This window comes from Sphingobacterium sp. B16(2022), from assembly GCF_012030425.1.
Classification (GTDB): Bacteria; Bacteroidota; Bacteroidia; order Sphingobacteriales; family Sphingobacteriaceae; genus Sphingobacterium; species Sphingobacterium anhuiense.
In genome coordinates, this window is sequence record NZ_JAAUVN010000002.1 from 42,742 (window position 1) to 57,092 (window position 14,351).

The window sequence follows — 14,351 nt, forward strand, 5'->3', positions numbered from 1 at the left end:
ATTTAACAAAATCAAGAACCCCTTATAATAATAACAATGATAGAGGTAAGACCAGATGAGGTTTCGGCAGTTTTAAGAGAACAATTGTCGGGCTTTAAATCAGAAGCCGAACTAGAGGAAGTTGGTACCGTACTTAGTATTGGTGACGGTATTGCTCGTATTTACGGCTTAACTAAAGTTCAGTCCGGTGAATTGGTTGAATTTGATAACGGATTACAAGGTATCGTATTAAACTTAGAAGAAGACAACGTTGGTGTTGTACTTTTAGGTCCTTCAGACATCGTGAAAGAAGGTGATACTATTAAACGTACTAATCGTATTGCATCTATTAAAGTAGGTGAAGGTATGTGCGGACGTGTTGTAAATACATTAGGTCAGCCAATCGATGGTAAAGGACCTATTACAGGTGAGACATACGAAATGCCAATCGAGCGTAAAGCTCCAGGTGTATTGTTCCGTCAGCCAGTAACGGAGCCATTACAAACAGGTATCAAAGCGATCGATGCAATGATTCCAGTAGGTCGTGGACAGCGTGAGCTAGTAATCGGTGACCGTCAGACAGGTAAGACTGCAGTATGTATCGATACAATCTTAAACCAAAAGGAATTTTATGATGCTGGTCAACCAGTATTCTGTATTTATGTTGCTATTGGTCAAAAGAACTCTACAGTTGCGAATATCGTTCGTACTTTAGAGGAACGTGGTGCTATGGCTTATACAGTTGTTGTTGCGGCTTCTGCTGCTGATCCAGCTCCATTACAGTTTTACGCGCCAATGGCGGGTGCTGCTATCGGAGAATTCTTCCGTGATACAGGTCGTCCAGCATTGATCGTATATGATGATTTATCAAAACAAGCGGTAGCTTACCGTGAGGTTTCTTTATTATTGAAAAGACCTCCGGGACGTGAAGCATACCCAGGTGACGTTTTCTACTTACATAGCCGTTTATTAGAAAGAGCTGCGAAAATCAATGCTTCTGATGAGATTGCTAGAAATATGAATGATCTTCCTGAGTCTATCAAACACTTGGTAAAAGGTGGTGGTTCATTGACTGCTCTTCCAATTATTGAGACTCAAGCGGGTGACGTTTCTGCTTATATTCCTACAAACGTAATTTCAATTACTGATGGTCAGATTTTCTTGGAGTCTAACTTGTTTAACGCAGGTATCCGTCCAGCGATCAACGTAGGTATTTCTGTATCTCGTGTAGGGGGTAATGCTCAGATTAAGCCGATGAAGAAGGTAGCTGGTACATTGAAATTAGATCAGGCACAATACCGTGAGCTAGAAGCTTTCGCGAAATTTGGTTCTGATTTAGATGCAGCAACTAAAGGAGTTTTAGATAAAGGTATCCGTAACGTTGAGATTTTGAAACAAGCTCAATACTCTCCGGTTTCTGTGGAAAAACAAGTAGCAATTATTTATGCAGGTACTAAAGGTTTATTCCGTTCAGTTCCAGTAAATAAAGTGAGAGAATTTGAAGAAGAATACTTAACGTTGTTAGAGCAACGTCATCCAGAAGTTTTAAATGCTTTTAAAGCAGGTAAATTCTCAGATGAGTTAACTTCAGTATTAGAAACAGTAGCTAAAGATTTAGCATCAAAATATTAATTAGATATGAGTATAGAGTATTGAGTATAGCGAGTTATACTCAATACACAGTACTCAATACTCAAATCTCAAATTAAATATGGCAAATTTAAAAGAAGTAAGAATCCGTATCGCATCGGTAACATCAACACAGCAGATTACTAAAGCGATGAAAATGGTATCTGCAGCGAAACTAAAACGCGCTACTAATGCAATTGTTCAATTGCGTCCGTATGCGAATAAACTTCGTGAAATTTTGGCAGATGTATCTGCAAGTGTAGAAGGGAGTAATTCTCCTTATACGGTAGATCGTGAACCAAATAAAGTGTTGATTATTGTTGTTTCTTCTAATAGAGGTTTGGCTGGTGCTTTTAATGCGAATGCAATCAAAACTGCAAATAATTTAGTTGCTGAAAAGTATGCTGATCAATTACGTAAAGGTGATGTAAGTATCATTACTGTAGGTAAGAAAGGATATGATTTCTATGCTAAAAAGCCTGCTTATAATATTATTGCCAATCATAGTGATTTATTCGGTGCTTTAAATTTTGAGAATACTTCAAAAATCACTGAATTTGTAATGGAACAATTCAAAGAAGGTAACTTTGACCGTGTAGAAGTGGTGTATAACCAATTCAGAAATGCAGCGGTACAAATCTTGACTTCGGAACAAATTTTACCATTACTTCCTACGGAAGATACCCTTTCGACTAAGGAAAAAACTGCTGAGGTTGATTATATTATCGAACCTTCGAAAGAGAAGATCATTGAGGAATTAATTCCTAAAGCTATTAAAATTTCATTGTATAAGGCTATTTTGGATTCTCATGCTTCTGAGCATGGTGCCCGTATGACTGCAATGGACAAAGCAACTGATAATGCTGGAGATTTGTTAAAAGCATTAAAGCTTTCGTACAACCAAGCACGTCAAGCTGCTATTACAACAGAATTAACAGAGATTGTTTCTGGTGCAGCGGCATTATCAAACGGATAATTAAGAGTAATATCAATATAGAAAAAGGCGGTGAATTTATTTTCATCGCCTTTTTTATGCTTTACCTGATCATTTTTTCCCGCTCGTCATAAAGCCCGACTAACAAACTATTTCCTTTATTATCTACTCTGATCCCTCCGAACTTTGCTTGTTCATATTTTGTGGCATGCCCTTCTTGAAAAAAGAAGGATTCGGCACCAATATTTAAACTATGTCTATTAGACATAGTGTATTTGATTAAGAGTTCGTCTTTCTTTAACGGTGTCGTATTGTTTTGCAAGCGAACCCCACTTGCTATACCTTTAGTATTTAATTTGACAACAACGTATCCACGTGGAGGCACTTCTGAAGGCGTTATACTGTCTGCTATACTATATCTTAAGCGCATGTAATCGCCTTGCATAAGTGATCTCGGATCGACAGGTGCTAACTCTAAAAGAATCAGTTTACCCTCTTTTAGAATTTTTTCCTTCTGCAGGATCGTAAAAGTGAAATAAGCAATGATGGCCAATAAGTTCACTGCAATGATCCAGTTTTTATATTTTTTCATTGTTGATTTTGTTTGAATTTATAACAAAGTAAATGGCTAAAAATAACAGTCCGGAAATAACTAAAATCAATGACTTTATCAATAATGAAAAGGTTAGATTATAGTAAAAATGCCATAAGGAAAGGAGTAGGGAAATAAGACCAATTGATAGACCCATCCTATATTGATAATTAAAACAAGTTAAGATGAGTAGTATTGAACATGCGATACCAGGATTAATAACTGTTGAACCTAGCATCAGTATGAGAAGCGCATATGTAGGAAAAAGTACTTTGGATGTTGTGATCTTAAATTTACTTGTGATTTTATAAACCACCCATAAAATTGCAAATGCATATAGTACCGATAATATATATAATGCGAATGAGTTGTTATTTACTTGCTCATTGTAAGTCTCATAATGTGATAGTATAATGAATGCTGTCGTGGCTACTGTTGCAAGAATAAGCCCTAAGCGCAATGGATTATAGATTGTACTGATTAAATTTCGTTTGGATAGTACAGCTGCTTCATGTGATAAAAAATAGATCAATGCAATTATGAGAATAGCATTGATCAGTGTAATGAATAATATATTTTGATAATTGTGATTGATTAAAGCTATTATGGAATAAATAATGCCAAGTATATTTAACAGGGATAACAGGTGGCGTTGTACAATTAATAGTGTACATAAGCTGATGATAAAACAGAGTATAAATATGTAATTTAAATCATGGATATCGAAACCATATATGAGCATCCATCCTCCTGCAATATAAAATGCAATACTTGCGGTATCAATGATAATGGCATTATATTTTTTAATGCAATATAGAGAAAGAACAAGAAAGATGGATCCACAAATGATTAAATTCAACTTGTCGTTTAAGATGTTTAGTAAAAATAAAGCTCCTAAAAAACTTAAAACACTTAATATAACTCCAAGTATGGATAATATTTTTATAGTCAGATTTGATCTGTTTTCCTCCAAATGTTGATACGCCGTTAGTGTATCATTTATATTGATCTGAAAATTGGGCTCGTTGCCTTTCCTCAATAGTTCTATTTTGTTTAGTATTTCTTGTTTATTTTTCATTGGTCCATTTTCTTTGAATATTTAACAATAATTTAATAATGGCTGTTACCATTATTATTACAAAAAGACTGATGATGATCAAGACAAATTCATCTTCAAAGATTCTAATAAGCAGACAATTAGTGATAATTAAAATACTGAAAGCTATGGTTCCAATGAAAAATGTACTTTTTGTCTGTAAGGCATAATAGATGTAGTAAGAGTAGCATGCTAGCGTACCAAAAATTAATAATAATCCGTTTAGGAGTCTTGAGTCAAATATGAGGTAACACAAACCGATTGTTGCAATTGAGGTTACAATAAGAGTAAACGTATTTCTAAACCATAGTGGTATCTGTATTTTCCGATAATGATTTAGAGATAATAAGGCCGTTAACGCACTACCGTTGATAAAGAATAGTAGCGTGGACATACTAACGGGGTCAAAACTATTTAGAACTTGATCGTTGAAAAGGAAAATGGTTGTGTTAATAAGAATTATATGGAGAAGGAAAAGTGGATAAAATCGTGTTGCGATTACCCAAATCGTGATAAATATCGTCCAGGCAAGAAAAAAGTCATAGGCATTAGCTCCTGTTTGGTATATTTGTCCAAATACCGCAAATAATACACCGACTAACATGGAAGCAGCGGTCAATAATGTATTTCTATATACTTCATTTATTTTTAATATAAGTGCACAAAGTACAGTTGCAACCAATAGAAGAAGTATAATTCCGATTTTAATGAATTTGTTTAAATCTGCCCAATTGAATGCAAAGAAAAATATAATACCAGATACAACAAATCCAATTCCTAATACAAGTAAGAATAAATCTAAGAATCGCTTCCAGTCTTTGGTATTTACATAGACATTTTCTTCTAAAAGATTTTCTATCTGCTCTCTTGAAAGATTACTATGCTTACTTGCAATCGATATGTCTTCACGATTTAGTTTTTCCATTACTAAATCTAACGAAAAATTGTGGTAATTTTCTGAAATAGAATGGATCTGAAAAAGATTGAAGGTGAGAGAGGCTTCGGAATCTGATACTCTATATGATGTTTTCCACATGAGTTATTAACACAATGTTAATAACTCATGTGGAAAACACAGTTTTAATTCGGAGGGCTAACAGTAAATTTTAATTTTTTAAAAAAAATTACGGTGTGTTTTCTACCAACGGATGAGGGCTGATCCCCATGTAAATCCTGCGCCAAAAGCAGCTAAACAAATAAGATCTCCTTCTTTAATTTTTCCAGCTTCCCATGCTTCACACAATGCAATTGGAACTGATGCCGCGGTTGTATTTCCATATTTTTGAATGTTATTAAATACTTGATCGTCATTTAGCTTCAATGTCTTCTGGATGAATTGCGAAATTCTAAGATTTGCTTGGTGGGGTACTAAGAGGGTAATATCTTGTGTTGTTAAATTATTTTTGGCTAATGCTTCTCCTATTACTTCTGGAAATTTTACCACTGCTTTTTTAAATACAGCCTGACCGTCCATGACTGGAAATGCTGTTCCATCTTCTAGCATTTCTGCTGTCATTAACATTCCGCCAAGCTCTTGTTCAGGCCATTTTGGTTTTTCATCTAACCATATGCCACCAGATGCACCAGGGTAATACATCGCTAACTTTTCAGCATCCGCACCGTCAGAATGTAAATGTGTACTTAGAATACCTTTATCTACTTCAGTTGTAGGTTGAAGAACAACTGCTCCGGCGCCATCTCCAAAGATAACGGAGACACTTCTTCCGCGTGTTGAGTAATCTAGGGCAAAAGAATGTTTTTCAGAGCCAACGACAAGAATATTTTTATACATCCCCGTTTTGATAAATTGGTCAGCGACAGATAATGCATAAATAAAACCTGAACATTGGTTTCTGATATCTAAAGCACCTACTTCTTTCATACCCATTTCCCGCTGTAGAAGTACGCCGCAACCAGGGAAATAGTAATCAGGCGAAAGCGTTGCAAAAATAATAAAATCAATTTCTTCAGCTGTTGTATTAGCGCGTTCAATCGCTATTTTTGATGCTTCAACAGCCATAGTGGTAGTTGTTTCACCAATTCTATCCGCATAACGACGTTCTTTAATACCTGTTCTTTCCTGAATCCATTCATCGCTTGTATCCATGAAACGGGTTAAGTCTTGATTGGTGTAAACATTTTTTGGTACGTAGTATCCTATACCTGCAATTTTGGATTGAAACATATGATTGTATTTATGTTAAGTTCAAATTAAGTAAAATTACGTAATTTTTGAAAATTAAAGTACTTTTGTAGTATGAGTACAGAAACTGCACAAGAAACCTATTCCTTATCCGAAATTTTAGCTTCAGTTAAAGATTCCAACCGACTGATTTTGTGGAATGACGATATCAATACTTTTGACCATGTTATTTTTTGTATGATGCATCATTTGCAATATTCGGAACCTGAGTCTGAAAGAATTGCTTTTAAAGTGCATAATGATGGTAAATGTGCAGTCTTGGAGGGATCTTTGACGGAGATGGAGGTCTATAGAAAAATTCTAAAAGCAGAAGGTCTTACTGTATCTGTCGAGTAGATTTTTTTTTCCGATATAGGTCATTTTATTGAGTAATAAAGTGGTTACGAGTCGTTTTAGTTCAACAAAAAAATACATTTTTGTAGTATTACAGCTTATAACTTTATTATGTTCTCTAAAAATCAGACCCATTTCTTTACTTTTCTTATTACGTTTTTATTCTTTCCGATAATTACTTTCGCTCAATCTGGTAAAATATCTGCTACTCTTATTGATGAAAAAACCGGATCTCCAGTCAATTTTGCTAGTGCATCATTACTGACGGGTAGTGCTCAAGCTTATTTAAAGGGTGCCCAATCTGATGAGAATGGCGTAGTCATTTTTCAAGATGTTCCAAATGGTACTTTTACGTTACGTGTTACTTATGTTGGCTATTCCGACTTCGTGAAAACAAATATTGTCGTATCAAATTCTTCCAATCTTAATCTCGGTAAATTAGTTTTAAAACCTTCTGGTGAATTGCTTAGTGAAGTTGTAATTGAAGGAAGAGCACCGGCGATGCAGATTGGAATCGATCGTAAGATTTTTAATGTAGGAGAAAGTTTGGTGAGTGCAGGTGGTACAGCCACCGATTTATTAGCAAATGTACCAACTTTACAAGTCGATCAGGATGGGACGGTTAGTTTAAGAGGATCTAATGTTAAGATTTTGATTGATGGTAAAGAATCTGCAATGGCAGGTAATGATGTGACGGCCTTATTACAGAGTTTACCAGCTAATTCAATTGATAAAGTCGAAATTATAACCAATCCTTCTTCCAAATATGACTCAGAAGGGCAGACAGGAATTGTAAATATTGTATTAAAAAAAAATATCCGTACGGGATTGAATGGTGCTGTTAATACATCCGCAGGTTCTTATGATAACTATATGGCTGGATTGACGCTTAATTACAGAGATAAGAAGTTCAACTATTTTGGTAGTTATAATTTTAATCGCCGTAATATGGTTGGGAGCGGGAAGGTTGATAACACTTTTTTAGATAATAACAGCCGTATCTATAATGAATCTGAGTCTTCCCGTAAAGGAAACGGACATAATATTAAGGCAGGAGTTGACTATAATATAACGGATCGTACTACTTTGGGGCTTTCTGGTAATATGAGTATCCGTAATAGTGATCGTTCTGAAGATTTGAATTACCAATATTCTAATCATCCTAAACTTTCGGGGACTAGTAATCGTAATTCACGTCAATTTGAAGATGACTTTGCTTATGATTTAAATTTTGATTTTAGACATCAATTTAAGCGATCTGGAGAAGAGTTGACTGCGAATGCAAGTTATGGAAATGATAAAGAAGATGGAACAAATGATTTTTTACAGAACTTTAGTGGTCCCATACCTGCTGATGGTCGTAAAAATGTGACTTCTGAAAACGGAAAGGTGATTAATCTACAAGCTGATTATGTATTGCCATTTTCTGAGACGAGTAAGTTTGAAGCTGGATATAGAACGCAGATTAGAAAATCTTTTGATACGCAGTTTTCTGAAATCTTAGTTGATAGCCTTGGGCTTTATTTCCCCGATTATAAGATCAGTAATGATTTTGATTTTACGAGTTCGGTTCATGCTTTATATGTCAATTATCAGAATAAATTAAGTAAAAAAATTGGCTATCAATTGGGGTTACGTGGCGAGCAATTTGAATTAAAATCAACTTACTTTTCAAAAGATCCCGAAGCGCCATTAGAAACTCCTGCAAATCAAAATTTCTTTCGTCTATATCCCACTGTATTTTTAACGTATGATTTAGATGATAGTGGTGATAAGTTACAGTTGAGTTATTCCCGAAGAGTGCAACGTGCTCGCGGATGGCAAATCAATCCATTTCCAGATGTGACTGATAATATGAACAGACGTCAGGGTAACCCTAATTTGAAACCAGAAGATGTGCATGCTTTTGAGTTGAGTTATGCGAAAACTTATGGTAAAGTTAATTTGGTCAGTTCAGCATATTTTAATCATACTAGTGAAGTGATTCAACCTTACGTGTTCTTTGTAGATTCGAATAGTGTGACTTATAGTAAATGGGAGAATTTAACAAGCCGTACTTTATCTGGTTTTGAATTTATTGCCAAAGTCAATGCAACAAAAGATTTTGATTTTACATTCAATCTGAACTTGATAAATATCAATTATAAAGCTAATGAGCTGTACCAGTTGCCAATTAGGAAGGGATTTTCTTATAATTCTAATTTAACCATGAATTATAGAATGACACCAACATTTTCTGCACAGGTTAGGGGTGAATATAATTCTTCTCGCGTAATGGCTCAAGGAAAGATGAATGCGATGAAAGGTATAGATGTAGCTTTGAAAAAAGATGTTTTTAATAAGAAAGCTTCTGTTATGTTGAATGTACGTGACGTATTCAATTCTAGAAAAATGGAAGGGTATACGGAAACGCCTCAGTTGATTTCTAATTTTGAAAGACGCTGGATGAAAAGAATGGTTACTTTGTCAGTTTCGTATCGATTCGGAGGTCAGGATTTAACAAAGTCTAAGAAAAGGGAGACTAATACAAATGAAATATCCGGAGAAGAATATTAAGATATATTCTTGATTCCGATGATTTTTTTTTAAATTTAATCCATATAAATACTAGATATGAAATTAAGAACAATCGTTTTAGCAGCTACTATGCTCGCGGGTACTGCAAGTGTTGGTACTGCTGTCGCTCAACAGAAGAAAGAAGTCCCTTCATATAAGGTTTTGGATCTACCTAAGGTAGATTTGAAAAATTTTAAAAAAAATAAACAAGGTGCATATGTTATTTTTGATGGTACTTCTTTAACAGGATGGCGTGGTTATGATAAAGCTGTATTGCCTAAAAAATGGATCATTGATGGTGGTGCTATAAAATTTGACAGCAAGGCAAATGTTGGAAATAATGAAGGTGGAGATTTAATTTTTGCTCATGATTTCAAAAACTTTGAATTGGAACTGGAATGGAAAGTGGCAAAAGGAGCGAACTCTGGTATTTTCTTTTTAGCAAAGGAAATTGAAGGACAACCAATTTATATTTCCAGTCCAGAATGTCAAGTGTTGGATAATGAAAATCATCCTGACGCGAAGATGGGGGTTGATGGAAATCGTAAATCAACGTCGTTATATGATATGATCCCTGCGAAGCCTCAAAATGCTAAGCCTTATGGTGAATGGAATAAAGTGAAAATCGTTGTTAATAAGGGTAAAGTTGAACAGTGGCAGAATGACGTCAAAGTTGTTGAGTATACACTGTGGGATCAATCATGGATTGATCTATTACAAAAAAGTAAATTTAGTGAAGAAAAATGGCCTTTAGCTTACGAATTATTGAAGAATGTCGGTGGCAAAACTAAATCAGGCGTTATCGGATTTCAGGATCATGGTGATGACGTATGGTTCAAAAATATTACTGTAAAAAAATTGTAATTACCATAAAGCATAAAAAAAGCGAGCTTGAAAATCAAGCTCGCTTTTTTTATGCTTCTGTTATTTCCTTCCTTTATTTATAGAATGGACTGTAATTCTTTTAAATTACTGATCATATGTATTACATCTTGTGGTCTCTCACCTTGATTAGGATTAAAGAATATGGCATCCATGCCTACATTCATTGCTCCTCGAACATCTGCATCAATATTATCACCGATCATGATGGAATTGTCAATTTTTGCGTCGGCTTTATCTAATGCGAAATTGAATATTCTGGGATCAGGTTTATTGACCCCAACCACTTCGGAAATAAAGATATTTTTAAAATATTTATTGAGATCACTTTTATCAAGCTTTACTTCGCAAGCTTCTTTGAATCCATTTGAAATCAAATGTAAGTTGTAATTTTTATACAGATATTGAAGTGTTTCATGTGCATGTGGAAATAAATTGGTTTTCTGCGGGCACATGCGTAAATATTCTATTTCAAAACTAGAGGGAAATAGGGAAGGATCTACACCAAGTTGTGTAAATGTATCTGCAAAGCGGGCACGGCGTAATTCTGTTTTATCAATTTTACCATGATGATACAGATTCCATACGCGATGATTATTGACCGTATAGGTTTGGATAAATTGGGCAGAGCTTTCTTGCTGAAATAGCTGATCAAATTTGTAATGATAATATAGTTCGTCCAATGTCTCTTCTGCATTTTTATCAAAATCCCAAATGGTATGATCTAAATCGAAGAATATATCTTTTTTTTCTTGTTGAAACATAGTACAAATATAGCGTAATATGGACTAATGAAAGAAATAGGGGCTGTTCGATTTTCCTCTTAGTGTCATAAAGTCCAACACATTTTTTTATACCTCTGTTTATCGTTATTTTTGTTCTGTTGCAATATATCGTATGAAAAAAGCACTTGTTTTATTTTATTTTCTTGTTTTTTATGCCACCTCCCAATTGATCTGGTGGGGTGTTATGCTTGCTCGATTTCAACCACAAAGGAAATCGATGATTATCGGTGAAGGTATATTTTTTTTACTGATCTTTCTTTGGGGCGCTTTACGTTTAAAAAAGCTTTTTGTTCGTGAACAAAAATTACAACAACAGCAACAAAACTTTTTATTGGCCATAACTCATGAATTAAAATCTCCGCTAGCTTCGGTCAAATTATATATTCAAACAATTTTGAAAAGGGATTTGGATAAGGAACAGCAACAAGTTTTTTTAAGGAATTCTTTGAAGGATATTGAGCGACTGGATGATTTGGTTGAAAATGTATTAATCACCACTAAGCTTGAAAGCCGCAATTATAATCTTCCGAAGGAAAAGTTTAATCTCACCGAATTAGTAGAACAAATTGTGGACCGCCTTCAAAAGAATGCTTGTAGAACGCAAGTGTTGAAACCTAATTTGGATTCGGATGTTATGATCTACGCTGATAAGTTTGCAATAAGTAATGTCGTGACTAATTTGATCGAGAATGCAATAAAATACTCTCCACCATGTGCAAATGTTGTGGTTAAATTAACAAATGAAGAGCATGGAATAATTTTTTCTGTTGCTGATCATGGAATTGGTATCAGTGATGTGGAGAAAAAACTTATCTTTAATAAATTTTATCGTGTAGGAAGTGAAGCGACACGTAAAACTAAAGGTACCGGTTTGGGGTTGTATATAGTGAAGACGGTCTTGCAAAAGCATAACGCGTCTATTAAGGTAAAAGATAACACTCCTTCGGGGAGTATTTTTGAAGTAACATTTGATAAAAATGCAAAGTAAACAACGCATACTGCTCGTAGAAGATGAAGAACACTTGTTAGAGGCTATCAAGTTAAATTTGGAGTTAGAAGGTTACCGTGTAACAACAGCTACAGACGGTAAAAAGGCTTTGAAAATATTCAAGGAAGAACGTTTTAATTTGATCATTCTGGATGTCATGATTCCTGAGATTGATGGATTCCAGGTTGCCGAAACTATTCGACTACAAAATACGGAAGTTCCTATTATGTTTTTAACTGCTAAAAACAGTAGTGAAGATCGTATCACTGGTCTTAAAAAAGGTGCAGATGATTATTTAATCAAACCTTTCAATTTGGAAGAACTTATCCTTAGGGTAGGTAATTTGGTGCGAAGAAGTTTAAAACCTGATGATCTGAAAGAATTAAACTCTTATCAAATTGGTGATAAAACAATTTATTTTAATTCATATGAATTGCATCATGCAGATGGTACTATTACTTCTTTAACAAAGAAAGAAACCATGTTGTTGAAGCTATTGATTGAACGCCGAAATGAAGCTGTTTCTCGCGAACAAATATTGGAAACAGTATGGAATTATGATGTTTATCCTTCCACTCGTACGATTGATAATTTCATCTTGACTTTCCGTAAATATTTTGAACCTGATCAAAAACACCCCATTTATTTCCATTCTATTCGTGGTGTTGGATATAAATTCACGGATAATAATGCATAACGTTTTATGATGACATTTAAGGCTCGTGTAGCTGTTATTATCATTGCATTATTGTTAATTGGATATGGCGTTTATGCTGGACATTATCAAACTTCGATCCTGATTGCAGGTGGTGTTTGTTATCTGGTGTGGAGTCATTTACGCGAGAGCTCAGTAGCTATGGCTAGTGATTCATTTCATAAGCAGGACTATGCTAAGGCAAAAGTTTTACTGGCTGAAGTGAAAAATCCTGATCGCTTGAGGAAAGGACGTCGTAATATTTATGAATATATGATGGGTACTATTTCACTTCATGAGGATCGCATTGATGAAGCTGAATACCATTTCCAATTAGCATCAAGATTACCGTGGAAAAAAGATAATGAAAAAGGGATGGTCTTAATCAATTTATCGAATATCAGTTTAAGAAAAGAAGAGTATGAACGTGCTCAAGCTTATATTGATGTGGCGAAGAAATTGAATTTAACAGAACGTCAAGCCAGTATAATTGGCAAAATACAAAACGAAATTTCAAAACATATATAGTGATTACTACTTTACAAAACGATTTATTGATTAGAGCTGCACTTTCGCAGCAAACTGAACGCCCGCCTGTATGGATGATGCGTCAAGCTGGAAGATTTATGCCTGAGTACTGGGCAATAAAAAATAAATATTCCTTTTTGGAAATGTGCAAAACTCCGGAGATTGCTGCAGATGTTACCATGTTGCCAGTTGATTTACTAGGTATAGATGCCGCAATTTTGTTTTCTGACATTTTGGTTACAGCAGAAGCAATGGGTGGAGATTTAAGTTTTGAACAAGGAGTAGGTCCGCGTTTCGCTAATCCAGTGCGTTCTTTTGCTGATGCTGATAAATTAGCTACAGATTGTTTACCTAAATTGGAATATGTAGCTGATGCTATTAAAGTAATTCAACAGCGTTTGAATGGTAGTATTCCTCTAATTGGTTTTGCAGGTGCACCATTTACAATTTTAAGTTATTTAGTTGAAGGGGCTTCTTCAAAAGATTTTAAGTTGACCAAATTGATGTTGAATAATGAACCAAAATTGGCTCACACTATTCTTCAAAAGATAGCTGATGTAACCGTCGAGTATTTAAACATGCAAATTGCTGCTGGTGTTAATGCTGTTCAGTTATTTGATAGCTGGGCTTTAGCTTTATCTTGGAATGATTATAAAGAGTTTGCTCATTATTATAATAATCAAATCATCTCTCGTTTGAATCGAAAAGATGTTCCCGTAATTTCTTTCTGTAAAGGATCTTCTGTGTTTGCCCCAATAATGGCAGAAGCAAAACCGGATGTGATATCTGTCGATTGGAATGCAGATTTAAAAAATATCAAACAATCGTTACCTGCGGGAATTGCTGTTCAAGGTAATTTGGATCCATTTGTATTGTATGCTGATAAAAAAGTAATCAAAGATAAGATCCTTCAATTATTTGAACGTATGCGTGGTGAAAATGGATTTATTTTCAACTTAGGTCATGGTATTATGCCTGATATCCCTTTTGATAATGTGAAATACGCAATTGAAGTTGTTAAAGAATTTAAATATTAACAAGTATCAGTTTAACAAACAAAACAAGGAACAAATATTTGTTCCTTGTTTTGTTTGTAGTAAATAAGTTCTTCTCAATAACTCAATATTCAATTATCTTTGTATTCATACTTTT

The 14,351-nt window shown here is 34.6% G+C and carries 14 protein-coding genes; 9 read left to right on the plus strand and 5 right to left on the minus strand.

Annotated elements, in window-relative coordinates:
- Window positions 1–36: 36 nt before the first annotated feature.
- Entirely contained in the window at window positions 37–1,611 is a 1,575-nt protein-coding gene (gene atpA / locus HCX49_RS10580; RefSeq protein WP_021188669.1) for a F0F1 ATP synthase subunit alpha, read from the plus strand.
- A gap of 79 nt (window positions 1,612–1,690) precedes the next feature.
- The gene (gene atpG / locus HCX49_RS10585; RefSeq protein ID WP_168127097.1) at window positions 1,691–2,584 is read left to right on the plus strand and encodes an ATP synthase F1 subunit gamma; all 894 of its coding nucleotides are present in this window, start codon (window positions 1,691–1,693) and stop codon (window positions 2,582–2,584) included.
- Window positions 2,585–2,645: 61 nt separating this feature from the next.
- Here the strand turns inward: atpG and HCX49_RS10590 are convergent, their stop codons facing one another.
- From HCX49_RS10590 to HCX49_RS10605, 4 genes are all read right to left on the minus strand, one after another.
- Window positions 2,646–3,134 (minus strand): GDYXXLXY domain-containing protein, encoded by a 489-nt coding sequence (locus HCX49_RS10590; protein WP_168127098.1) that lies wholly within the window; start codon window positions 3,132–3,134, stop codon window positions 2,646–2,648.
- Window positions 3,121–4,212 carry a DUF4401 domain-containing protein gene (locus HCX49_RS10595; protein WP_168127099.1) on the minus strand — a complete coding sequence of 364 codons (1,092 nt, stop codon included), beginning with the start codon at window positions 4,210–4,212 and terminating at the stop codon, window positions 3,121–3,123. The genes HCX49_RS10590 and HCX49_RS10595 overlap by 14 nt, the downstream gene beginning before the upstream one ends.
- Window positions 4,202–5,266, minus strand: coding sequence for a DUF2157 domain-containing protein (locus HCX49_RS10600; protein WP_168127100.1), 1,065 nt, complete (start codon window positions 5,264–5,266; stop codon window positions 4,202–4,204). The genes HCX49_RS10595 and HCX49_RS10600 overlap by 11 nt, the downstream gene beginning before the upstream one ends.
- 102 nt (window positions 5,267–5,368) lie before the next feature.
- Window positions 5,369–6,415, minus strand: a complete 1,047-nt coding sequence (locus tag HCX49_RS10605; RefSeq protein ID WP_168127101.1) for a 3-oxoacyl-ACP synthase III family protein — start codon at window positions 6,413–6,415, stop codon at window positions 5,369–5,371.
- Between the two features lie 72 nt (window positions 6,416–6,487).
- Here HCX49_RS10605 and HCX49_RS10610 point away from each other — a divergent pair, with 72 nt between their 5' ends.
- The 3 genes from HCX49_RS10610 (at window position 6,488) to HCX49_RS10620 (ending at window position 10,186) form a co-directional block, all read left to right on the plus strand.
- Complete coding sequence (locus HCX49_RS10610; RefSeq protein ID WP_132770990.1) at window positions 6,488–6,769, plus strand: ATP-dependent Clp protease adaptor ClpS; 282 nt, start codon at window positions 6,488–6,490, stop codon at window positions 6,767–6,769.
- 108 nt (window positions 6,770–6,877) lie between these two features.
- On the plus strand, window positions 6,878–9,322 hold the full coding sequence (locus HCX49_RS10615) for a TonB-dependent receptor domain-containing protein (RefSeq protein WP_168127102.1): 2,445 nt from the start codon (window positions 6,878–6,880) through the stop codon (window positions 9,320–9,322).
- 57 nt (window positions 9,323–9,379) lie between these two features.
- Window positions 9,380–10,186: a DUF1080 domain-containing protein gene (locus HCX49_RS10620; protein ID WP_168127103.1), complete on the plus strand. Its 807-nt coding sequence runs from the start codon at window positions 9,380–9,382 to the stop codon at window positions 10,184–10,186.
- A 77-nt stretch (window positions 10,187–10,263) separates the two neighbouring features.
- Here the strand turns inward: HCX49_RS10620 and HCX49_RS10625 are convergent, their stop codons facing one another.
- Window positions 10,264–10,968, minus strand: a complete 705-nt coding sequence (locus HCX49_RS10625; protein ID WP_168127104.1) for a YjjG family noncanonical pyrimidine nucleotidase — start codon at window positions 10,966–10,968, stop codon at window positions 10,264–10,266.
- A 133-nt stretch (window positions 10,969–11,101) separates the two neighbouring features.
- On the opposite strand from HCX49_RS10625, the gene HCX49_RS10630 reads away from it, so the two are divergent.
- The 4 genes from HCX49_RS10630 to hemE are packed head-to-tail and all read left to right on the plus strand — an operon-like array spanning window position 11,102 to window position 14,236.
- Window positions 11,102–11,977, plus strand: a complete 876-nt coding sequence (locus HCX49_RS10630) for a sensor histidine kinase (protein WP_132770986.1) — start codon at window positions 11,102–11,104, stop codon at window positions 11,975–11,977.
- A complete protein-coding gene (locus tag HCX49_RS10635; RefSeq protein ID WP_021189964.1) occupies window positions 11,967–12,674 on the plus strand; it encodes a response regulator transcription factor in 708 nt (235 codons plus the stop codon). Before HCX49_RS10630 ends, HCX49_RS10635 begins: the two co-directional genes overlap by 11 nt.
- Window positions 12,675–12,680: 6 nt before the next feature.
- Window positions 12,681–13,199, plus strand: a complete 519-nt coding sequence (locus tag HCX49_RS10640; RefSeq protein WP_231577776.1) for a hypothetical protein — start codon at window positions 12,681–12,683, stop codon at window positions 13,197–13,199.
- A complete protein-coding gene (gene hemE / locus HCX49_RS10645; protein WP_132843008.1) occupies window positions 13,199–14,236 on the plus strand; it encodes a uroporphyrinogen decarboxylase in 1,038 nt (345 codons plus the stop codon). Before HCX49_RS10640 ends, hemE begins: the two co-directional genes overlap by 1 nt.
- Window positions 14,237–14,351: the final 115 nt, after the last annotated feature.